Genomic DNA, 22,011 nt, shown 5'->3' with positions numbered 1-22,011 from the left:
CCCCCCACCCTCGTTTCGTCTTAGGCCGCTGCCAGGCTGCTCGCCTTGCCATAAATGCTGTAAAGCATCATGGAGAAATAGGACAGACTATGGGTATTGCCTAACAGGAAACCGTGTCCGCCCATCATCTTTTCCGCTTCATTATTAAGCTGGGTAATCTGGTAGTGGTCATCCTCCAGCCCAACGACGTCACCGTCCCGCAAGCGTTGATACTGCTGCTCCAGCAACAGCGACGCCTTTCCCGCCACATCAGCAAAACTGGCTTTGATCAATTGATGGCGGGTCGTTTTAGCGCCAAAGCTGTAACGGCCGGATAAATGCTGCCAGCTCATGGTTTGTATGCGAGCCAGCACCCCCAGGCGGGCGGCGCAGACCAGTATCGGAAAACTGGCTGGCAGCACGATGGCCTGCGTGCCACGCACCGCGTCCAGACAGAGATGGGTCAGCACCCGATCAAACAGGCGCTGAGACTGGCTCTCGTCGGGCAGGCTGCTGATGTCCTGAATCTGATATCGGATTGGATGAACGTATTGCGCCCCTTCTGACGGCGGCTGCAACAACACCGTCAGCGCATCGGACAACGGTTGCTCGCGAAAGGCCTCCCAGACCTGTTTTATGCGTTCAGCTGACATGGCGCACCTCCGACAACACATTGGCATTCAGCCAGCCTATCAGGCTTCCTACTGTGGCGAAGGCATCCATATTGATTTGGTCAGGATCGAACAGCAGTCCGTCGATGCTATCTTCAAGCGTCAACAAAAATTGCACAAACATCACTGAGTCCAGATCGAGATCGTTATCAAAGTCCGTTTTTTCATTAATCTCGATGTCGTCATTCTCCATGACTTCACGTAACGCCTGTTGAATAGTGATTAATAGCGCAGACATGTCTGTCTCCTGTTTACATATCAATTTGCTGTATCAGCGCGCAGGAAAGCGTGACGCCCATTCCCATTGAAAAACAAAAATAATTTTTCGCGCGGCCGGTTGTAGTTTTCATGAGTGAAGAAAAATTAAATAACACGTCCGAACAATACAGATGCCCATAATCAGAAACCTGTTGGCTAAATAAGCGCTCGCCCATATTCAGGCGCTGCGCCATCTGACGTAATAACGGAACATTCAGGTTGCAGGGAACAAAATAGTCCATGTCGTCCATGCTCATGCCGCTATCCCTCACGGCATCGACAATGAAACGGCATAACTCATCCAGCAGGCAGCCATTAAGCGCCGCTTTTTCCTGCCGGGTCATATTATCTGGGTTGTTATAAAAACGGCTCAGGTGCCGGACTGCCGTAAATGTCACCTGCCACGGGCTGCTCGCGGCATTAAAGAGCGCCGCTACCGGTAACTCGCCTTGTACACCGACCGTAAAGCGGTTGATTTCGGGGTGAAACGCTTTTTCTCCCGTCAACAGCAACACCGGTCTGTTGTCACGGACCGCGCTACGACGCACCAGGTGTAACGCCGATAACGCGCTGGCGCAGTGATTCAGACTCAGTGTCGCAACATCCCAATGTCCCAGTCGCTGGTGCTGCAGAATGTCATCCAGCCAGTGGCTATCAAAGAAGGTGTTATGTGTCTGCGTCTTGGCATAAATCAACAGCCCCTCGCGCGAGGACAATGTCGGCCAGTCATCAACCACGCCAGCCACCACAGACTCCAGCATCGCCTGATGGCTGTCCGGGCGCATCGGTACCGACCTTAACTGGTATAGCTTTTCCATCATGCGACGCTGCCCTTCCCGCAACTGGTGCGAGTCCCCCAGCTCTGCCAGAGGAAAACGTCGAATGCGCTCCGGTGCCTCATGATGGATGGCATTCAGGCAAAACATGTCGGTTTCTGATGACGCTCGCACGGCTATCGTCCCCTTATCGTACCGAGGCTCAAGTACAGACCCGTCTCATAGACAGATGCACAGAGTGAAGCTGTGTCCCAGCAGCACCGCTCATGACTTGCTTGCCATCGCAGTCAGCATGGAACACTTTGCCAATAAACAAATTTTGTTTTTGTCCGCAGTTGCCACCCCCCCTCGTTTCAGCACACTTTTCGTCTCAAAAATGGGATTTACACGGGGAAATATGGGATTTTCATCGCAAAATAGCGAAAACATCGGCTCAATAGCGGGACAAGACTGGAAAAAACGCGCGGGGACCTCCCGCGCGTTTTATGCCTGTCGCCGTATCACCCCACCTGACTGGAAGGCACTTGTTGATACTGGATAACGCTTGCCAGCTCGGTTATCCCTGCCGCTTTCAACATGCTGTAGTGATCTGCCATCAGTTCCATCACGGTCGGCGGCAGGGCAGAGAACCCACCGTGGTCCTCAATGAACGAATAATCATCCCCCTGAGCCTTGATGATGGTGACAGGTGCCTTCAGTTGCCGCTGTTGTAACTCGCTAAAGGTGTAGCTGAACTCGAAGGTCTGCGACACAATGCGGGTAATTCGCCTGACCAGACCGTCATCCAATGCCGGATTAAGCGCAGTAATAAACGCCACAAACCCCTCTTCGTCGCGTACCGTTTCCAGACACCGTGTCAGCGCCGGGTCGGTAATACTGCCGATAAATACCGAAAACAGAATGGTCAGATAACCGGGGTTATCAAAATCGGCGGTCCGGTGCATGGCAACGACCCGTTCATCGCGTAACTTCGGCGACCCAGGTGCCAGCAAATACAGACTTTCCACCACCTCGCCCGCCTGCTCCAGTTGCCAGGCCGTTTCGAACGCGACACGAGCGCCGAAAGAATACCCCCACAGCGTATAAGGACCGTGCGGCTGATGCTGACGAATCAGTTCAATATCTTTAGCAGCCATCTCGCTGATGGTGGCGTAAGGCTCCTCACCCGGATTGATGCCGTGCGCCTGAATGCCAAAGAACGGTCGCGCCGTCCCCATTTGGCGCGCCAGTAAACGCAGGTTCATACAGTAGCCGCCCAGCCCAGGCCAGCAGTAGATAGGTGCCTGACGCCCTTTGGGTTGCAACGGCACAAGGCGGGATACCGGTTCCTGACGCGCACGGCTCAGCCACGCCGCCAGCTTTTCAACAGTAGGTGCCTGAAACAGCACCTGAAGCGGCAGGCTGGCGTTCAGCGAGGTGTTCAACTCATTAATCAGGCTGACCGCGATCAGCGAATTGCCGCCCGATTCAAAGAAATTGTCATCGACCGACATCTCCTCACGCTTGAGCTTTGCCTGCCAGATAGCCAGAATTTGCTGCTCCAGCGGGGTACGGGGGGCCACGATCGTCTTATGCTTTAATTCAACATCGACGTTCGCCAGCGCTTTCATGTCGATTTTGCCGTTTACCGTCAACGGTAACGCATCCAGAATCAGCACTTTGTTCGGCATCATGTAGTCCGGCATGAACGCCGCCAGATCATCACGAATCATCTCCGCCGGCCCTTTCATGTGTACCGCATCTTCTTTCATGCCTTCGCTGTATTTCTGCTCATCGCTGATGCGTCCACCGATGAAGAAATAGTACGGCCCAGTCCGGCGACCGAGTATCTGCCAGAAACGACGGGCGGCAGGCAGGTCATGGCCGGTTTCCGAGCTATAGCCGGAAGACATCAGCCCGATGTTCATGTCGTTCATCTGCAAATGCTGCAGTTTGCGCCCCACATGCACATACCCTTCCCAGCCGTCGGTCAGGCTGGCAATACTGATACCAAACGATGAACGCTCATAAACGGCCTGATTGATGGCGATAACATGTTTCTTATCGATCACCTCATCGGCAATATGCTCCAGGTCGCCACGGATATAGCGGTAGGTCCCGATGGGCAGATTGGCAATACGCGTCCCGGCGGTCTGCACGTAAATCTCCAGACCATCGTCCGCAGGCAAATGGGGCCCGCCCAGCACATCGCACGCCCCCAGATAATCATCATCCGGGTCAATCGCCAGCGGTGTTGGGTCCGGCACGGCGGCGTCACACAACGCCACACCCAAGCCATAGTCTGGCAGGACGTTATCCAGCATACCGATGATGTGCCCCATTTCGATTTGCAGCACTTCCCGGATATTGTTCTTGTAAATCGGTTCGATCGCGCTTTGCTTGCCGACAAAGTGCAGTCGCAAACCACCCGATGGCAGCGATGTCAGCTCACTGACCCGGATCAGCTGGTGGTGAACCGGCTGATAGTAGTAGTACCCCGCAGCTAATTCGGCTATGCCGTTCAGCTCCAGAAACACCTGGGTCGCGTACAACGCCCCCGGTGAAGCATAGGTGTATTTGGGCAACAACCGCTCTTCACTGGTGAACTGGCCGAGATAACGCAATCCGTGCCCCAGTTCGTCCAGCGTCAGGTCGCCTGGCTGCCGGGAAGCCGCGGTCAATACCGGCTCGCGCAACAGCGACAACACATCGTCGCGCCCGACGGCACCCCCGTCGTAAAACCGGTAGGTTTTGCGGGAAAACGCAGTACGCCGCTGTTTTTCATCGGCGTCTTTGCCCGGCAGGTCAAGGGTATAGGGGGGGCTATCTTCCGGAAATTCCCGACACCCTTTGTTGGCCAGTTGCAGCATCACCTGCGCTTTATTGGCTTTGGACTGATGATGTGAACCGTGGTTACCCTGATCCATCAGCGCCGCTTCGCGGGCATTCAGTTCGATAAACGAAATCAGGTTCTGATAACCGGTGAAAGGATCACGCTTGACAATCACCGCCGCCGCTTTCACCCATTCATGGGTTTCGATAGCCGAACGAATCTCATCCAGCTCAACACGGTATCCCCGTAATTTCACCTGATTGTCAGCACGGCCAACATACTGAACCGTACCATCGGGGTTCCAACTGGCGATATCGCCGGTTTTATACAAACGTCGGCCCGCGTCGGCTGGCGCGAACGGATCGGCAATAAAACGCTCAGCGGTCAGGTCATCACGATTCAGGTAGCCTCGCGCCACCCCATCACCACCAATGTACAGCTCCCCAATTTCACCCACCGCCACCGGCGTCAGGCAGTTATCCAGAATGTAATAGCGGGTATTCGCCACAGGAGAGCCGATGGACAGCGTATCCGGACCCTGACGGGTCACCGCTGAGTCGACACGAAACGCGGAGCTGTTGATCGTGCACTCGGTCGGGCCATACAAATTGACGAGCTCGCAATCAGGCAGTGTCTCCAGACATTCCAGCGCCAGATGTTTTTGCAACGCCTCGCCGCCGCTGAACACGTGCCGCAGCGCTGGACACTCGCTCAAACGCTCGGTATCCAGCAACGCCTGCAATAATGTCGGTACACACTGCAACGTGGTCACCTGGTATTCCGCCAGCATGTCCACCAGTTGCTCCGGATTGCGATACACCCCCGGCTCCCCCATCACGACCTGGCAACCACAAGCGGGCGATAGAATCTCCCACTGCGCCGCATCAAAGCTCATCGGCGTTTTCTGCAAAATCACCGTTTCGTTATTTAATGCGAACGTGTGGGCCAGCCAGTTCATCTGATTTAGTACGCTGTGATGTTCTATCATCACGCCTTTCGGCTTGCCGGTGCTACCGGAGGTATAAATGACATAAGCCAGGTGATGCGGCGCGATATAGATGGCGGGCGCGTCAGACTGCGCCGAGGGGTGTTGGCGCACAAACGCCTCAACGTCATCCGGCGTGACCACGTGTATGCCCGGTGGTGCCAGCGCCAGCAGCCGCTCACGCAAATGAGGTTGGGTAACCACGATACGTGTCTGGCTATTTTCCAGCATATACGCCAGCCGGTCTTCCGGGTACTCCGGCGATAACGGCAGGTAGGCATTGCCAGACAGCAAAATCCCCCACACTCCCACCATCAGCGTCAACGATGGCTCGACAAACACCCCCACACAACGCTCATGCTCCGCACTCTGCGCATTCAGGTAATGCGCCAGTGCACTTGCCTGATGGTAGAGCTGTCGATAACTCAAACGCTGATCGCGAAACACCACCGCAGTCTGCTCCGGCTGACTCAGCACCTGGCTTTTCAGCCGCTCAACAACGTTTTTCTCTCCCGACCAGACATGTTCGGTCTGGTTAAAAACATGCAATACGTGTTCGCTCCCGGCCTCATCAATCAGGCCGATATCCCGCAGCGTCTCGTCACCATCACTCCCGGCACACTCTGTTATCTGACGCCATACCGCTGGGAGCTTTTGAACCAAGGCGGCGCTGAAACGGTCCGGGTTAAATCGCAGCGTCAACATAACCGTCTCTTCCCGCTTGTCGACATGGCAGACCAGTGACCGTACCGGCTCATTATCCATTGGCGGCTGCCACGTTAATTCCAGGTCAAAGACATCATGGAGATGGAGCGTTTGCTGTCCCCCCAGCGTGAGCACTCTGACACTACGGTTATTTTCCTGCTGAATTGCATCCGGTCTTATCCACTCCGTCATATTCTGAATAAAACCGGCAATTGGCGTCGCACTATTAAGTTGAATATTTAATGCAATAATATTTTCAAAAATACGTGGGGCATTTTCCCAGCCCGCTATTTCTTGTGGATGCAAATGAAAACCCACCACCATTTCTTCATTTCTGCTAATACGTGATATTGCCAGCGTCATGGCAGAAAAGAGGTAACGAGCTAAAGAAATATCGTCATAATTCGGTAATAATCCTTTATTTAATACTAACACTGGATAATTAAGTGCGTGATTCTGGATCTGATCCATTACAATCCTCGTAGATGAGTCAGTAAAAGTACGTCGAGAGGCTTTATTTCAGGATTAACCGCCATATGCAGTATTTGGCCCATAATCCAGGCCAAATACACTTTCAGAAAAAAATAAACCACCAAGAAAAATCAGACAGAATCAATAATAAGATACCGGGGAAGAAGACGGCTTTAATAACGCGTGGGCAGCCCCGACTACCTCGCCAAATGTATCGACAATGACCTCTGGTTCCACTGCTTTAAGCTGGTTGATGTGGTGAATCCCCCAGGTGACCGCGATAGCGGCAATTCCCGCCTGTTTTGCCATTAACAAATCATGGGTGGTATCCCCAACCATCGCGGTGGTAGCGGCCTCAGCCCCCAGACGCGACATCGCCAGCAGCCCCATTTCAGGGTGGGGTTTAGGATGCGTCACCATGTCAGCACCCAGCACCAGATCGAAGAACGGTGCCAGCCCTGCCGCGTCCAGCAACGCGCTGGCGCTGGCGAACACCTTGCTGGTGGCGACCGCCAGCATATACCCTTGACGCTTGAACAAAGACAGGCCATCCACCACGCCGGGAAAGACCAGCCCCGGTGCCTGCGGCAACACCTGCTCACGGAAAACCGCCTGATATTGCCTGATAGCCTGTGCTATCCGTTCATCCTCCACCGGCAGCGACAGGAGTTGGCTAAATGCCTTTTCCAGCGGCAAGCCAATAGTGGCACGAATGGCGCTGCGGTCCTCAACGGGCATACCTACGTCACGTAATGCCGTTACAAACGCACTGACAATACCGCTCGGTGTATCGACCAGCGTACCGTCCAGATCAAAAATAATAAGAGGCTTCATGAGACATATCCTTATGCCTGATTTTGCTGCCGCAAATAGTCGGTATGAGCGCAGGCCAGGCGGCCCGCCAGCGCCGCAGTACTGATCAACACCGACATGTTCGCTTTCACTGTTCGGCCTTGCGTCGCTTTAGCGACGGCACGCATCAGATACGGCGTGGCACCCGGCCCGCGAATACCTTCATGCTCTGCCTGAATTGCCGCCTCACGGATAATCGACTCGACCTCGTCCTTACCAATGGCATCGCTGTCGTGAATCGGGTGGGTAATCAACACCGAACTGCGGTTCCCCAACTTCCAGTGCATGTCAATGGCGCGGGCAACAACGTGCGGATCGTCCAGTCGGTGAGGGCTGGGGAAACCGCTGGAGCGACAGTAAAACGCGGGGAAATCGTCAGATTGATAGGAAATGATAGGCACGCACTGGGTTTCCAGATATTCGAGCGTCAGACCCAGGTCGAGAATACTCTTGGCACCGGCACAGACCACCGCCACCCGGGAACGGGTGAACTGGATCAAATCAGCGGAGATATCCATCGACTTTTCCGCCCCCCGGTGCACACCGCCAATCCCTGCCGACGCGAAGAAAGGAATCCCCGCCAGGTCTGCTGCCACCAGCGATGACGCCACAGTGGTCGCACCTTTGCCACCTTGCGCCAGAATCACCGGGATATCACGGCTACTGGTTTTCACAATCCCTTTCGTCGCCCCAAAACGCTCGAGATCGGCATCCGACATACCAATCAAAAACCGACCGTTTTCGATGCCAATCGTCGCAGGAATCGCCCCTTCAGCGCGAACAGCCGCTTCAATATTTCTGGCGGTAGCGACATTGTCAGGGTAAGGCAGACCGTGAGCAATCACGGTCGACTCCAACGCTACGACCGGTTTCCCGGTATGCAGCGCGTCTTTTACTTCGTCGCTAAACCGCAGCAATTCATGCTCAAAATCCGTTTTAGGCATAATATTCTCTCATCCTGGGGGTGATTATGTCAGGTTATATCCGGGCGACGTCTTTCCCGCAGATGCAGGTGGGAGTCACGTCTGATATCAATGACATAACAATCATTAGTTACATGATATTATTGATAATAATATATTGTGGGCCACTATCGATTTATATTAATCACTAATGAAAAATCTTAGCCATTAGTGTATTTCCTGTTCATTAAATGAGAAAAATTCATTCTTGTCTGCAAGATATAAACTATTAATTTAATCACCAGAATGTATTGATCAACATATTATTAACACAAAAATTTCCGACGTAACTGTGAAAAATTCGCGTATACATTTTTCAACACCCAATTCCACCCGGCAGTAGAAACGTTTTCTGTATATAACCCAAATATTCGAGTTGCAGGACAACACACTGGCGTGTTGAACAACGCCACACGTTGACCCTTTAGAGCCTTGCCACGCGGCAATCAAGCGACAAATCGTTGGGAACGAATTTGACCAGCCAACGGCTGGCCTCCGGTGAGAGACAGGATGTCTCTCATTTCATCCCCAGGAGCTTACACAAGTGACTGGGGTGAGTGACAAATTGGCGTAAGCCGATTTGAACGCTGTTGGCAGCGGCCCCGAAGGGGCGAGACCCATGAATGGGCCGAGTAACGCAGCCAACACACCTGCAACTTGAGGTATGAAGGGTATACACTAAGAATTTTTAGCCAGGAGTAATCCGAAATGTGTCATTTTTTCAATTCTCCCCCCTGCCAGATGACGGGATATCCTGCACGATGATAATTGCCGTAAAAATTAATATCACGCCAATCAATTGTGGGCTGGACAATCCCTGATGAAGGAATAAAAAACCCAGTAACAGAGCAACCATTGGGCTGAAGAAGCCCAGCATGGACATGATCACCGGGGAATTGGCCTCAAGACCAGAGAACCACATGAAATAGGCCAGCAGGGAACCGGGGATCGCCAGATAGAAATAGCCGGCGAGATTGGTCAAGGTGAAGGCATACGGCAGCGGCTCCAGAAGTATCTGTACCGGCAGAATCACTAACCCGCCACAAAACAACTGCCAACCGGTAAACGTCAGCATGGTCATCCCTGCCGGGCGACCCCATTTCTTGGTCAGCACCAGACCAGACGCCATACTTATCGTCGCTACTACCGATGCCACCAACCCGGCCGGATCCAGCGGATCCGACGGTAAGGAAATCAGCAACACAATGCCAATACCGCCGATAATGGCGGCCACTATTTGTTTCTTCAGCACCGGCTGCATCAGTAGCAGGAAAGACAGCAGGATGACGATCAGCGGCTGAAGCGACCCTACCAAAGCGACAACGCCGCCGGGCAAACGATAGGCCGCGAAAAACAACATCACAAAAAACACACCGATATTGAGCGCGCCCAACACGAACAAGCGCCATAACCAACTGACCGGAGGCAGTTTTTTACCAAAAATAAGAATAAGACCGGCAGGTAACGCACGAATCAATGCAGCCAACAACGGTTTGTCGGCTGGAAGAAACTGGGTGGTGACAAAATAGGTGGTTCCCCAGACACAGGGAGCATAAAGGGCGAAATCTTTTAATTTCACGAAATGAACCTTCCTCAAACTGTTCCTGTCAAAAAGCACGATTCGGTTTGAACCGGCTCAGCCTGAGGCGTGTACCGCCTCCCTGGCCGTATAGAAGGCGCACATCCATGTGCAGTTCTCCTGACTTACTTACTGGCGATCTTCCTGTATCCTGACACATCACATCCCGTGATATTCATAAGTAACACTATATATTACGATTTCGTAATATACGCAACCGTAAATAATGTGTCAACAACATATCTGATTGAACATTTCTTTAAGGAATATTACAGTAGTGTTGATCGCGTAACGGTATTGGCCTACGCTTCAATAAAGGAATGGGTTTTATATTAATTAAGGATATTTACTCTATGGCACGCTACCTGGAAGTCTCGGATATTGTTCAGCAATGGCGCAACGAACGCCCCGACCTCGATGTTGAGCCGATGTTGGTTATTGGCACCCTTTCTCGTTCCAGTCTGTTGATTGACCGCGCGTTGGATAAGGTCTTTGGTAAGTACAAACTCAGCGCCCGCGAATTCGACATTCTGGCGACACTGCGTAGACGCGGAGCCCCCTATGCCATCAGCCCATCCCAAATTGTCAGCGCGCTAATGATCAACAACAGCACCCTGACCAGCCGTCTGGACAGGCTGGAACAAGCGGGCTGGTTGCGACGGATGCCGATTGAAGGCGATCGCCGTTCAGTCAACATCCAACTGACTGATGAAGGTTTCGCGCTCATCAATCGGGTGGTGGAAGAACACGTGGAGAATGAACGCGACATCCTCTCCCCATTCAGTGAAGAAGAAAAAAATCAGCTGCGTACCTTACTCGGGCGCATTGAAAAACACTTAGTGAACAACCGCTAATGCTCGATGTAATCACGAACATGCAATCACGAACAAATAGCGAAAAATAACACACAAAAGGGCATCCAACTGGATGCCCTTGTTGTTGTAAAGGTTATTGTTGTAAAGATGATTGCTGTAGAGATTACATGTCCTTCAGGACGCGCTTATTTCGCGGACTTATCCGGCAGAGACTGGGGCGCGACTTGCGGCAACCCGGCATTACCGGAAGAAATCAGGCCGCTTTCAACGTAGTTGAACAGCTTCTCGCGGGTATCGGTGATATCCAGATTACGCATCGTCAACTGACCGATACGATCATCCGGCGAGAACACGGATTCGCCTTTTTCCATCGTCAGACGTTCCGGTTTGTATGTCAGGTTGTCCGAAACCGTATTCAGAATCGAGTAATCATTACCGCGACGCAGCTCAAGCGTCACCTCACCGGTGATTTCGCTGGCAACCCAACGCTGCAACGCATCACGCAGCATCAGTGCCTGCGGGTCAAACCAACGGCCTTGATACAACAGACGCCCCAGTTGGCGACCATGAGCATGGTACTGCTCGATGGTATCTTCGTTATGAATACCGGTGACCAGACGCTCGTAGGCGATATGCAACAGCGCCATCCCCGGGGCTTCATAAATACCGCGGCTTTTCGCTTCAATGATACGGTTTTCGATCTGGTCGCTCATACCCAGACCGTGACGACCGCCAATGCGGTTGGCTTCCAGCATCAGTTCCACGTCATCAGAGAATGTCTGGCCATTTAACGCTACCGGGTGGCCACGCTCAAAGCGCACAGTCACTTCTTCTGCCGGAATGCGGACGTTTTCGTCCCAAAACTTCACGCCCATGATCGGATTGACGATTTTCACGCTGGAATTCAGGAACTCCAGGTCCTTCGCTTCGTGCGTGGCACCGAGCATGTTGGAGTCGGTAGAATAGGCTTTTTCTGCCGACATTTTGTAGTCAAAGCCCGACTTCGTCATAAACTCGGACATCTCCTGACGGCCGCCCAGTTCGTCGATAAAATCGGTATCCAGCCAGGGTTTGTAGATTTTCAATTCGGCATTGGTCAGCAGACCGTAGCGATAGAAACGCTCGATGTCGTTACCTTTGTACGTGCTGCCATCGCCCCAGATATTCACGCCATCTTCTTTCATTGCTGCAACCAGCATCGTACCGGTCACCGCGCGACCCAGCGGGGTCGTATTGAAATAGGTCATACCGCCAGTCGTGTTGTGGAACGCTCCGCACTGAATCGCGGCAATCCCTTCTGCCACCAGTTGCTTACGGCAATCGATCAGACGAGCATTTTCTGCACCATACTCTTTGGCGCGACGCGGAATGGCGTCGTAGTCGTCTTCATCCGGCTGCCCCAGATTCGCGGTATAGGCATACGGTACCGCGCCTTTCTGACGCATCCACAATAAGGCGGCGCTGGTATCCAGACCACCGGAGAAAGCAATCCCAATCCGCTGGCCCACCGGAAGATGTTTCAAAATCGTCGTCATAACTATTAGTCCCTGCTTGATTTCGATGGCGTTAAGCTTAGCAGCCCTGCCGCCGGGTTACGCAATATCTGGTTAGGCATTGAAACGCGCACGACGCGGTACCCTCAGAATCGATGACCTTAAATCACCGCGCATCAATGCATATTTATGCAAAATTTATGATTGATAATTTAAACATCTTTTCCAGCAGACCGGAAGAGAAGAGGCGGGTTTTCAGGAAAAAAATTCACTACGGCAACCGCCGGACTCAAGACAAGACCAGAAAATCACCATTTTTCACCCTCACCCGCGCATCCTGTCGGTATGAATTTCGGTATGAATACGGTTATAGCGGCAAACGTACCCAGCCATGCAGCAGCATATATCCCCCCACCACCGCGATCAGCAGGCTGGAAAAATAAGGAGCCCGACGCGCCAGCGCCGCAAACCCTGGCCAACGACGACTGGCATGCTGCACGCTCAGCGCGGCCCCCACGCCCACTGCCACCAGCGTTAACGCAAGCCCGATACTGAAACACACCACCAGCGCAGCACCCAGCGTAAACGCTTTTACCTGAATACACAGCAGTAATACCGTAATCGCGGCAGGACAGGGAATCAACCCGCCGGTCAACCCAAACAGCAGGATCTGCCCATTGGTTGCTTCCCGGTTGGCGAAACGCTGACGTATCTCGTTAGCATGCGCCCGTTCATGCGCATCCTGATATTCACCCTGTTCCTGTAGCGGGTCATGCGAATGGCCAGACTCAGTAACCGCATGTGCAACGCCATGATGACTGTGGTGGGGATGGCTATGATGGTCATGGTCATGATCGTGATGATGGTCGTGATGCGTGTGATCAGGGTGATGCTGATGGTGTTTCCACGCCCGTTCATCACGCCAGGTGCGCCAAAACATCCAGCTCGCCGTCCCAAGGATGATCACACCGGAAACAAACTGCAACCAGGGTTCGGCGGAGTCAGCGGTAAACTGCTGGCTCAAATACATCCCCCCTAATGCAATCAACCAGACTACAGCGGTATGAGACAAGGTCGCGGCAATCCCCAGCATGACAGCCTGCTTCACCGTTCCCCGGATCGCGACGATAAATGCCGCCATCATCGTCTTGGAATGCCCCGGCTCCAGGCCATGCAACGCGCCTAACAATACGGCGCTAGGGATAAACAACCAGGCGTTGGTCACGCCCTGCTGCAAAAGTAAGGAAAAATCCGTCATAGTTAGCGTCCGAATCAGGCGATTGAGGGGTAAGCCTGAAGGTAAAATGATATAATTATACTATACCCCAGTATAGGGTCAGACAAGACGGGAGTCGCCATGCCGCATACTATTCATGAAAAAAAGAAACTGCTGACTCGCGTCAGACGCATCAAAGGTCAGGCAGAAGCACTGGAAAAAGCGCTGGATGGTGGAGGGCGTTCATGTCTGGAAATTCTGCAGCAAATTGCCGCCATTCGGGGCGCGGTGAACGGGCTGATGGGCGAAGTGCTGGAAGGCCACATCCGTGACCACCTGATGAATGAAGACGCAGACCCGGCAGAACGCGCCACCGATTTGGAAGCGATCGTGACGGTGATTCGCTCCTATATGAAGTAACAGTATCTATGAAGTAGCAATATCTATGAAGTAACCATATCAAGTCACAATATTACGGCCACACTCAGGGGAAAACGGGCGCGAAAATCGGTTGCATGAAGCCACCTCGTCACGGAGTCAGGTTCCTGCCTTGTCGGGTGGTGATCACAGCGTGAAGGGAGCGAGTATAACGCTAATTACCACCTGCACGGATGAGTAAACATCGATTACGCGACCCACCACTCAATATTAAAACGATGTTTCAATTGAAATCCATTTCTTTGCTATTCTCGGCGGCACAGATGTTACTCCCCTTGATGACTGCTGGAGATACCATGAAGAACGTCGCCATTCTGTTGGCTCCCGGATTCGAAGAAGCGGAAGCAATTATGGTGATCGATGTGCTACATCGTACAAAAATCAACGTCACCCTGCTTTCTTGTCACGACCGGCTGGAGCTGCATAGCTACCACAATATCCGCATGTTTGCCGATGCCCTGCTGGAAAGAAATATGGACCGGCTGTTTGACGCCGTGGTGATCCCAGGCGGGCCGCAAGGCACGGTGAACCTGGCCGCCAACCCGATGGTGACAGAATTTATTCGCCGCCATGATGACGCCGGTAAGCTAATTTGCCCGTTATGCTCAGCGGCAGCCAGAGTGCTGGGCGGTAACCATTTGCTCAAAGGACGCCATTACGTCTGCTCCGGCGACCTCTGGAAGGATGTTACCGACGGTGTGTATGTCGACCAAAAAGTCGTGGTGGACGGTAACCTTATCAGTGGCAAAGGGCTGGGCGTCGCATTTGACTTCGCCTTCACCCTTGCCAGCAAACTGAGCGACGATAAAGACGATGTAAATTTCCAGGTCGAGCATATCTATTACGACTACTGGCGCGTACCCGCCTGAGTCACATCATGACGACGATGACGGCGCACCAGTGCCGTCATAGGTAGCGACAAAATACCGCCTGATGATGGTCGTAAAGGTGATTGTCACAGAGATGATTGTCGTAACGATTACCGTCGTAACCCCCTTCGCCATAGCGCTCGCGATACTCACGCGGCGTCAGATTATAATCCTTGCGAAACACCGAATAAAAATACGGTAACGAGGGATAGCCGCACATGGATGAAATCTCGTTAATCGACAACGATGTAGAGACCAGCAGATTTCTTGCCCGCTCCAGCTTCTCGGCATGGATCATGCCGTGAATCGTCTGCCCGGTTTCATCCTTGAAGCGCTTTTCAAGGTTGGAACGTGACAGCCCCACCGCATCCAGCACCTGCTCAACCTTGATGCCTTTGCAGGCGTGATGACGAATAAAATGCATTGCCTGAATCACCGCCGGGTCGCGCACTGAACGGTAATCCGTCGAGCTGCGTTCCACGACCCGAAGCGGCGGCACCAAAATACGCTGCAACGGCAGCGCATTGGGCGTCAACAGCAACTGATGCAACAGTTTGGCGGCCCGATACCCCATTTGTCGTGTGCCCTGCGCCACCGATGATAACGCGACACGTGACAGATAACGGGTCAGTTCTTCATTGTCGATACCAATCACACACAGCTTTTCCGGTACCGCGATGTTGAGGTGCTCGCAAACCTGCAACAAATGGCGGGCGCGGGCATCCGTCACCGCGATAATGCCGGTTTGGGGCGGCAGCGTCTGAATCCAGTCCGCCAGCCGATTCTGGGCATACTGCCAGTTGTCCGGTGATGTCTCCATGCCCTGATACACCACGCCCTGATACTGCTCGGCCGCCACCAGTTGGCGAAAAGCGTACTCCCGCTCCTGCGCCCACCCTTTGCCCACCGATGTCGGCAGGCCGTAAAACGCAAACCGGTTCAACCCCTTGTTCTTTAGATGCAAAAACGCACTTTCCACCAGTGCGTAATTATCGGTGGCAATGTAGTGCACCGGCGGGTAATCCTGTGGATTGTGATAAGAGCCGCCGACCCCCACCAACGGCACCCGCACCCCGGCCAGCAAGGCGATAATCGCCGGGTCATCAAAATCCGCGATAACCCCATCCCCCAGCCAGTCGCGAATATTATCGATACGGCAACGGAAATCCTCTTCGATGAAAATATCCCAGTCACACTGAGAGGCCTGCAGGTATTCTCCGACGCCTTCAACCACCTGCCGGTCGTATACTTTGTTGGCATTAAACAGCAACGTAATGCGGTAGCGTTTCTCAAACATAGCGATATGTTCTCTTCGGATACGTGCGGCGGCAGCATCATGGCTTTCTGGACAACATCCGGCGCGGAAAGCCGACCTTCCGCCTACATAGCACGGTCGGCCGACAACCCCAAACCCGTTTACTGACTTTGCGAACTGTCTCGCTCATTTTGCAAAGATGCGCCGTCATCCCGGCTATCCACAGTGTTCAGAGCTTATGTTTTTCAGAGCGTACGTTTTTCAGAGCGTACGTTTTTCAGGCTTTGTGTTTAGTGGCAGTATCCATCCACACCGCCAGCAGCAAAATGCCGCCCTTAACGATGTACTGCCAGAAGGTCGGCACATCGAGCATGCTCATACCGTTATCCAGCGATGCCATAATAAACGCCCCCATCACCGCACCGGCCACACTACCGACACCACCGGCCAGACTGGTACCGCCAATAACACAGGCGGCGATAGCATCCAGTTCCGCGATATTCCCCGCAGACGGCGACCCGGCCCCCAGTCGGGAGCTCAGTACCAGCCCTGCCACCGCCACCATCAGGCCGTTGATGGCAAACACCACCAGTTTGGTGCGTTCGACATTCACCCCTGACAGCCGGGCGGCGTCGATATTACCGCCCACCGCGTAGATACGTCGGCCAAAGGCGGTGCGCAATGCCATAAACATGCCGCCCAGCATGATGAGCGTCAGCAACAGCACCGGTGTCGGCACGCCGCGATAGTCATTGAGCAGATAGATAGCGCCCAACACCAGGACGGCCATGAGCGACTGGCGAGTCACATCGCCTGACGCCGACGCCACCGGCAATCCCAGATGCTGACGACGCCACCGCTGACGCCAGCGCCACGCCACAAACAGCATCAACCCAACCACGCCGAATAAGAATCCCACCCCATCCGGCAAATAACTCTGACCAATCTGCGACATCGCCGGGCTGGTAGGCGATACCGTGGTACCGTTGGTGATACCAATCAGTACACCACGAAACGCCAGCATGCCCGCCAGGGTGACAATGAACGACGGTACCCGGCGATACGCCACCCACCAGCCATTCCAGGCCCCGAGCAGTAACCCCAATAACAAGGTCACTGCCACCGTCAGGGGTAACGGCCAGCCGTACCAGACATCCAGAATCGCCGCCACACCGCCCAGTAGCCCCATCATGGATCCCACCGACAGGTCAATTTCAGCGGAAATAATCACAAACACCATGCCCACCGCCAGAATGCCGGTAATCGCGGTCTGGCGCAGCAGGTTGGAAATGTTACGGGCGCTAAGATAGGCTCCCTCGGTCATAACGGTGAAAAACAGCATGATCGCGATGATCGCCGCGATCATCACCAACACCTGTAAGTTGAAAGAACGGCGACGCGTGGCGTCACCGGAAGACGCCGCCTGTACAGGCGCACGGTCAGACAGCCAGGTTTTCAGCATGATGCTCACTCCTTAATGCCGCTTCCATCACCTGCTCCTGCGTTAGCCCACGGTTGGGTAAATCCGCCTTGAGCCGCCCCTGATGCATCACCAGCACCCGGTCACTCAAGCCCAAAACCTCAGGCAGTTCAGAGGAAATCACGATGACGGCGATCTGTTGCTTCACCAACTGATTGATCAATTTGTAGATTTCGTATTTTGCACCGATATCTATCCCACGAGTCGGTTCATCCAGAATCAGGATTTTCGGGCGCAACAGCAGACACTTCGCCAGAATGGCCTTTTGCTGGTTGCCGCCGCTAAGACGGGCAATCGCCAGTTCCGGCGAGGCGGTTTTAACTTTCAGATGAGCTATCGACTCCCGCAGGCTGTGCTGCTCGTCGGCATCCCGCAGGACTGACAATGCGCCAGTGAACTGATCGAGCGCTGCCAGTGTGATGTTCTGCGCTACGCTCATCACCGGAATAATGCCGTCTTTTTTACGGTCTTCCGGCACCATGGCGATCCCTAGCGCCATCGCCTGTCGACAATGGCGGATAGTCACCGGTTTGCCTTCCACCCGGATATCCCCTTGCCAGCGCCCTGGATAGGCACCGAACAAGCATTGCACCGTCTCGGTACGACCCGCACCCACCAGCCCGGCAATCCCCAATACTTCCCCCCGGCGTAGGCTGAACGAGACATCATCCACCCGACGAATATGACGATTAACCGGATGCCAGGCGGTCAGGTGCTCGACCCGTAGTACCTCTTCGCCTATCTCATGTGGTTCGTTTGGATACAGCTCCGTCAGTTCGCGCCCCACCATCATGGCGATAATCTGATCTTCGCTGAGCGAGTCCGCCGGGCAGGTGCCAATGTGCCTGCCGTCGCGGATAACACAAATCACATCAGAAATCGCTTTGACCTCGTTGAGCTTGTGGGAGATGTAGATACAAGCGATACCGTGATGACGCAGGTCACGCACGATATCCAGTAATACCGCGGTTTCTTTTTCTGTCAGCGATGCTGTCGGCTCATCGAGAATCAGCAGCCTGACCTGCTTGTTCAGCGCCTTGGCTATCTCCACCAGTTGCTGTTGGCCTAACCCCAGTTCACCGACGCGGGTATGCGGGTCAATGCTCAAACGCACCTGTTCCAGCATGGTCTGACAGCGCAGGTACATGGCGTCGTAATCCATGACGCCGCCGCGCGTCCACTCATTACCAAGAAAGATGTTTTCCAGCACCGTCATGTTTTTGACCAGCGCCAGCTCCTGATGAATGATGGCGATCCCTTTTTGCTCGGTGTCGCGGATATGCCCGGCCCGCAGCTCATCGCCCGCAAAGCTGATGCTGCCCTCATAACTGCCGTACGGATAAACCGCACACAGCACTTTCATCAACGTCGACTTGCCGGAGCCGTTCTCACCGCACAGCGACAACACCTGCCCTGCCTCCAGTTGCAGACTGACATTGTCCACGGCTTTCACCGCCCCAAACGCCTTGGTGATGTTTTTCATTTCCAACAGATACGGCATACCCCCTCCACCTGGCCGATGCCGCTCGCCCGGCACGACCGCAGTGGCGGCGGCCGGACGGCAGGCGAACGCGTCAATCAGACGCATCAATCAATAGATATCCGCTTTCTTGTGGAATCCGTCGGCAACGACCGTACTGTCGATGTTCATCTTGTCGACCGGAATCGGCGTCAGCAGGAAGGCAGGAACGTCTCTCTTGCCGTTATTGAGCGTGGCGTTGGACTGCGGGTTTTTCCCCTGTCCCAGCGATACTGCGATAGTCGCCGCCTCTTGCGCCAGCTTGCTGATAGGTTTGTAAACGGTCATGGTCTGGGTCCCTGCCACAATCCGTTTGATGGCCGCCAGATCGGCATCCTGACCGGAGATAGCGACCTTACCCGCCAGCCCCTGAGCGGAAAGCGCCTGAATCGCACCACCGGCCGTGGCATCGTTCGAGGCTACTACCGCATCAATTTTGTTGTTGTTGGCGGTCAGCGCGTTCTCCATGATTTTCAGCGCATTCTCCGGTAACCAGGCATCCACCCACTGGTCACCGACAACCTTAATTTTGCCGCTATCAATCAAGGGTTTTAACACTTTTATCTGCCCCTGACGGAACAACTTGGCATTATTATCAACCGGTGAACCACCCATCAAAAAATAATTTCCTTGTGGCACCTTATTTATCAGATATTTTGCCTGAAGCTCTCCGACCTTTTCATTATCAAAAGAAATGTAAAAATCAATATCTGCATTATTAATCATACGGTCATAGGCCAGTACCTTTATTCCCTCTCGTTTCGCTTCAGCAATCACGTTACTTAAAACCTGACCGTTATAAGGGATAATCACCAGCACATCGACACCGCGATTAATCATATTTTCTATCTGGGAAATCTGTGTTTCTTCATTACCGTTGGCTGACTGCACAAACACTTTCGCCCCTTTTTCTTCGGCATTTTTCACAAAAATATCCCTGTCTTTCTGCCAGCGCTCGAGGCGTAAGTCATCGATAGCCATACCGATTTTCACTTCTTTAGCAAACCCCGGCTGGCCTAGCATGGTCAGTGCAGCACAGACTGACAGTAATACGTGTTTCATTTTCATCGTAGAGTACCTTTGTTATAGGAAGGCGGGATAAAAACGTCACTTCACTTACGGCTACGTTGCAGGGAATTGTTGACAAGAAAAGTCAGGCTCAGCAATTGCTGATTTTTATCTCTGAATTACGTTTTTTGGTTTAATTGTTATTTTATGATAGCGGTCATATTTTTATCTTGTTAATCCCTTTCTTCACACATCAGCATGCGAGCGGTTTTGCAGATTATTCCGGTTATTTTTTGCGATCAAACGCACATTTAATAATTATCTGAATTTCAGTGTGAAATAACGTAATTGAGGAAATCGCAAGGCGAACGGAATATTGAAACAAGGCTGAATACCGCTATTTCGGTGGTTTGCAAGGAGATAACAATGCACGCTTATTTTGATCAGATAGAAAAAGTTCGCTTTGAAGGTCAGGGCAGCCGCAATCCGTTTGCCTTCCGCCATTACAACCCTGACGAGATCGTCCTCGGCAAGCGTATGGCTGACCACTTGCGTTTTGCGGTCTGCTATTGGCATACCTTCTGCTGGAACGGTTCCGATATGTTTGGTGCGGGTGCCTTTGCCCGTCCCTGGCAGCAGTCCGGCGACGCACTGGCGCTGGCCAAACGTAAAGCCGATATCGCCTTTGAATTCCTGCACAAACTGGGGGCACCCTACTACTGCTTCCATGATATCGACGTCGCACCGGAAGGGGGTTCTCTTCAGGAGTATCTGAACAATTTTGCCGCCATGACCGAGATTCTGGCCGCCAAACAGCAAGAAACCGGGGTGAAGCTGCTCTGGGGTACCGCCAACTGCTTTACCAACCCGCGTTATGCCGCTGGTGCCGCCACCAACCCCGACCCGGACGTGTTCGCCTGGGCGGCGACACAAGTGTTTAGCGCGATGAATGCCACCAAAACGCTGGGCGGTGAAAACTACGTGTTATGGGGTGGCCGTGAAGGTTATGAAACCCTATTGAACACCGACTTACGTCAGGAACGCGAACAAATTGGCCGCTTCATGCAGATGGTGGTGGAACACAAACACAAAATTGGCTTCAACGGTACATTGCTGATCGAACCCAAACCCCAGGAGCCGACCAAACATCAGTACGACTATGATGTCGCCACGGTTTATGGCTTCCTCAAACAATTTGGGCTGGAGAAGGAAATTAAGGTCAATATCGAAGCCAATCACGCCACACTGGCTGGGCATACCTTCCATCATGAGATAGCCACCGCGATTGCCCTCGGTATCTTTGGCTCGGTGGACACCAACCGTGGCGATGCGCAACTCGGTTGGGATACCGACCAGTTCCCCAACAGCGTAGAGGAAAACGCGCTGGTGCTTTATGAAATCCTCAAAGCGGGTGGTTTTACCACCGGTGGCCTCAATTTCGATGCCAAAGTCCGCCGCCAAAGCACCGATCGCTACGACCTGTTCCACGCCCACATCGGCGCGATGGATACGATGGCGCTGTCGCTCAAAGTGGCGGCCCGCATGGTGGAAGACGGCGAACTCAATCAGCATGTTGCCAACCGCTACGCAGGCTGGAATAGCGAGCTGGGCCAGCAAATCCTGCAAGGCAACGCTTCGCTGGACATGCTGGCAAGCTACGCCACCCGCCACCAGTTGAATCCGCAGCACCACAGCGGCCAGCAGGAACGGCTGGAAAATCTGGTGAATCGTTATCTGTTCGGTTGAATCGCTATCTGCTCGGTTGAATTGATGTAAGCTGGCGCACACCCCATCACCCCACACGGTTTTTGGATTCTGCGCCAGCAGTACGGATATCACCACAGGGTACACCGCATCAGGGTGCAGCC

General features: G+C 53.3%; 17 protein-coding genes. 4 read left to right on the top strand and 13 right to left on the bottom strand.

Annotation, left to right across the window (positions count from 1 at the left end; genetic code table 11):
- Positions 1 to 20: 20 nt before the first annotated feature.
- The 7 genes from FAZ14_RS10640 to FAZ14_RS10610 all read right to left on the bottom strand — a co-directional run bounded on the left by FAZ14_RS10640 (position 21) and on the right by FAZ14_RS10610 (position 10,050).
- Entirely contained in the window at positions 21 to 632 is a 612-nt protein-coding gene (locus FAZ14_RS10640; RefSeq protein WP_153508508.1) for a VfmB protein, read from the bottom strand.
- Positions 622 to 888, bottom strand: a complete 267-nt coding sequence (locus FAZ14_RS10635) for an acyl carrier protein (protein WP_029456362.1) — start codon at positions 886 to 888, stop codon at positions 622 to 624. The genes FAZ14_RS10640 and FAZ14_RS10635 overlap by 11 nt, the downstream gene beginning before the upstream one ends.
- A 13-nt stretch (positions 889 to 901) precedes the next feature.
- Positions 902 to 1,834, bottom strand: coding sequence for a 3-oxoacyl-[acyl-carrier-protein] synthase III C-terminal domain-containing protein (locus tag FAZ14_RS10630; RefSeq protein WP_016941559.1), 933 nt, complete (start codon positions 1,832 to 1,834; stop codon positions 902 to 904).
- Positions 1,835 to 2,184: 350 nt separating this feature from the next.
- Positions 2,185 to 6,657, bottom strand: a complete 4,473-nt coding sequence (locus FAZ14_RS10625; RefSeq protein WP_153508507.1) for an indigoidine synthase IndC — start codon at positions 6,655 to 6,657, stop codon at positions 2,185 to 2,187.
- A 141-nt stretch (positions 6,658 to 6,798) separates the two neighbouring features.
- A complete protein-coding gene (locus tag FAZ14_RS10620; protein WP_016941561.1) occupies positions 6,799 to 7,491 on the bottom strand; it encodes an HAD family hydrolase in 693 nt (230 codons plus the stop codon).
- An 11-nt stretch (positions 7,492 to 7,502) separates the two neighbouring features.
- A complete protein-coding gene (locus FAZ14_RS10615) occupies positions 7,503 to 8,453 on the bottom strand; it encodes a pseudouridine-5'-phosphate glycosidase (RefSeq protein ID WP_038926807.1) in 951 nt (316 codons plus the stop codon).
- Between the two features lie 739 nt (positions 8,454 to 9,192).
- Positions 9,193 to 10,050, bottom strand: a complete 858-nt coding sequence (locus FAZ14_RS10610; RefSeq protein ID WP_016941563.1) for a carboxylate/amino acid/amine transporter — start codon at positions 10,048 to 10,050, stop codon at positions 9,193 to 9,195.
- A gap of 353 nt (positions 10,051 to 10,403) precedes the next feature.
- Here FAZ14_RS10610 and FAZ14_RS10605 point away from each other — a divergent pair, with 353 nt between their 5' ends.
- Positions 10,404 to 10,904 carry a MarR family winged helix-turn-helix transcriptional regulator gene (locus FAZ14_RS10605; RefSeq protein ID WP_016941564.1) on the top strand — a complete coding sequence of 167 codons (501 nt, stop codon included), beginning with the start codon at positions 10,404 to 10,406 and terminating at the stop codon, positions 10,902 to 10,904.
- 146 nt (positions 10,905 to 11,050) lie between these two features.
- Here FAZ14_RS10605 and argG read toward each other — a convergent pair whose 3' ends face one another.
- Together argG and FAZ14_RS10595 are read right to left on the bottom strand one after the other, a co-directional pair.
- Positions 11,051 to 12,400 (bottom strand): argininosuccinate synthase, encoded by a 1,350-nt coding sequence (gene argG, locus FAZ14_RS10600; RefSeq protein ID WP_016941565.1) that lies wholly within the window; start codon positions 12,398 to 12,400, stop codon positions 11,051 to 11,053.
- Positions 12,401 to 12,725: 325 nt separating this feature from the next.
- Positions 12,726 to 13,616 carry a nickel/cobalt efflux protein RcnA gene (locus tag FAZ14_RS10595; RefSeq protein WP_016941566.1) on the bottom strand — a complete coding sequence of 297 codons (891 nt, stop codon included), beginning with the start codon at positions 13,614 to 13,616 and terminating at the stop codon, positions 12,726 to 12,728.
- Between the two features lie 99 nt (positions 13,617 to 13,715).
- On the opposite strand from FAZ14_RS10595, the gene FAZ14_RS10590 reads away from it, so the two are divergent.
- Positions 13,716 to 13,994: a metal/formaldehyde-sensitive transcriptional repressor gene (locus FAZ14_RS10590; protein ID WP_016941567.1), complete on the top strand. Its 279-nt coding sequence runs from the start codon at positions 13,716 to 13,718 to the stop codon at positions 13,992 to 13,994.
- A gap of 314 nt (positions 13,995 to 14,308) precedes the next feature.
- Positions 14,309 to 14,881 (top strand): DJ-1/PfpI family protein, encoded by a 573-nt coding sequence (locus FAZ14_RS10585; protein ID WP_085930106.1) that lies wholly within the window; start codon positions 14,309 to 14,311, stop codon positions 14,879 to 14,881.
- A gap of 37 nt (positions 14,882 to 14,918) precedes the next feature.
- On the opposite strand, the gene xylR is transcribed toward FAZ14_RS10585, so the two are convergent.
- From xylR to xylF, 4 genes are all read right to left on the bottom strand, one after another.
- A complete protein-coding gene (xylR, locus tag FAZ14_RS10580) occupies positions 14,919 to 16,178 on the bottom strand; it encodes a D-xylose utilization transcriptional activator XylR (RefSeq protein WP_038926809.1) in 1,260 nt (419 codons plus the stop codon).
- Between the two features lie 235 nt (positions 16,179 to 16,413).
- A complete protein-coding gene (xylH, locus tag FAZ14_RS10575) occupies positions 16,414 to 17,598 on the bottom strand; it encodes a xylose ABC transporter permease XylH (protein ID WP_038926810.1) in 1,185 nt (394 codons plus the stop codon).
- Positions 17,576 to 19,117 carry a xylose ABC transporter ATP-binding protein gene (locus FAZ14_RS10570; RefSeq protein WP_029456364.1) on the bottom strand — a complete coding sequence of 514 codons (1,542 nt, stop codon included), beginning with the start codon at positions 19,115 to 19,117 and terminating at the stop codon, positions 17,576 to 17,578. The genes xylH and FAZ14_RS10570 overlap by 23 nt, the downstream gene beginning before the upstream one ends.
- Before the next feature lie 90 nt (positions 19,118 to 19,207).
- Positions 19,208 to 20,203 (bottom strand): D-xylose ABC transporter substrate-binding protein, encoded by a 996-nt coding sequence (gene xylF, locus FAZ14_RS10565; RefSeq protein WP_016941572.1) that lies wholly within the window; start codon positions 20,201 to 20,203, stop codon positions 19,208 to 19,210.
- 366 nt (positions 20,204 to 20,569) lie between these two features.
- On the opposite strand from xylF, the gene xylA reads away from it, so the two are divergent.
- On the top strand, positions 20,570 to 21,889 hold the full coding sequence (gene xylA, locus FAZ14_RS10560; protein WP_016941573.1) for a xylose isomerase: 1,320 nt from the start codon (positions 20,570 to 20,572) through the stop codon (positions 21,887 to 21,889).
- Positions 21,890 to 22,011 lie beyond the last annotated feature (122 nt).

Origin of the sequence: Dickeya oryzae, from assembly GCF_009372235.1 — a bacterium.
GTDB lineage: Bacteria > Pseudomonadota > Gammaproteobacteria > Enterobacterales > Enterobacteriaceae > Dickeya > Dickeya oryzae.
Note: the sequence above shows the minus strand (reverse complement) of the source record. Positions and strands in the feature narration are given on the sequence as shown.

What these genes read in the sequence shown, in the direction of transcription:
- FAZ14_RS10585 (WP_085930106.1), top strand. Translation starts at nt 14,309, where the DNA reads ATGAAGAACGTCGCCATTCTGTTGGCTCCCGGATTCGAAGAAGCGGAA.
- xylR (WP_038926809.1), bottom strand. Translation starts at nt 16,178, where the DNA reads ATGTTTGAGAAACGCTACCGCATTACGTTGCTGTTTAATGCCAACAAA.
- FAZ14_RS10635 (WP_029456362.1), bottom strand. Translation starts at nt 888, where the DNA reads ATGTCTGCGCTATTAATCACTATTCAACAGGCGTTACGTGAAGTCATG.
- FAZ14_RS10590 (WP_016941567.1), top strand. Translation starts at nt 13,716, where the DNA reads ATGCCGCATACTATTCATGAAAAAAAGAAACTGCTGACTCGCGTCAGA.
- FAZ14_RS10595 (WP_016941566.1), bottom strand. Translation starts at nt 13,616, where the DNA reads ATGACGGATTTTTCCTTACTTTTGCAGCAGGGCGTGACCAACGCCTGG.
- FAZ14_RS10630 (WP_016941559.1), bottom strand. Translation starts at nt 1,834, where the DNA reads ATGTTTTGCCTGAATGCCATCCATCATGAGGCACCGGAGCGCATTCGA.
- FAZ14_RS10570 (WP_029456364.1), bottom strand. Translation starts at nt 19,117, where the DNA reads ATGCCGTATCTGTTGGAAATGAAAAACATCACCAAGGCGTTTGGGGCG.
- xylF (WP_016941572.1), bottom strand. Translation starts at nt 20,203, where the DNA reads ATGAAAATGAAACACGTATTACTGTCAGTCTGTGCTGCACTGACCATG.
- FAZ14_RS10615 (WP_038926807.1), bottom strand. Translation starts at nt 8,453, where the DNA reads ATGCCTAAAACGGATTTTGAGCATGAATTGCTGCGGTTTAGCGACGAA.
- FAZ14_RS10620 (WP_016941561.1), bottom strand. Translation starts at nt 7,491, where the DNA reads ATGAAGCCTCTTATTATTTTTGATCTGGACGGTACGCTGGTCGATACA.
- FAZ14_RS10640 (WP_153508508.1), bottom strand. Translation starts at nt 632, where the DNA reads ATGTCAGCTGAACGCATAAAACAGGTCTGGGAGGCCTTTCGCGAGCAA.
- argG (WP_016941565.1), bottom strand. Translation starts at nt 12,400, where the DNA reads ATGACGACGATTTTGAAACATCTTCCGGTGGGCCAGCGGATTGGGATT.
- FAZ14_RS10605 (WP_016941564.1), top strand. Translation starts at nt 10,404, where the DNA reads ATGGCACGCTACCTGGAAGTCTCGGATATTGTTCAGCAATGGCGCAAC.
- xylH (WP_038926810.1), bottom strand. Translation starts at nt 17,598, where the DNA reads ATGCTGAAAACCTGGCTGTCTGACCGTGCGCCTGTACAGGCGGCGTCT.
- xylA (WP_016941573.1), top strand. Translation starts at nt 20,570, where the DNA reads ATGCACGCTTATTTTGATCAGATAGAAAAAGTTCGCTTTGAAGGTCAG.
- FAZ14_RS10625 (WP_153508507.1), bottom strand. Translation starts at nt 6,657, where the DNA reads ATGGATCAGATCCAGAATCACGCACTTAATTATCCAGTGTTAGTATTA.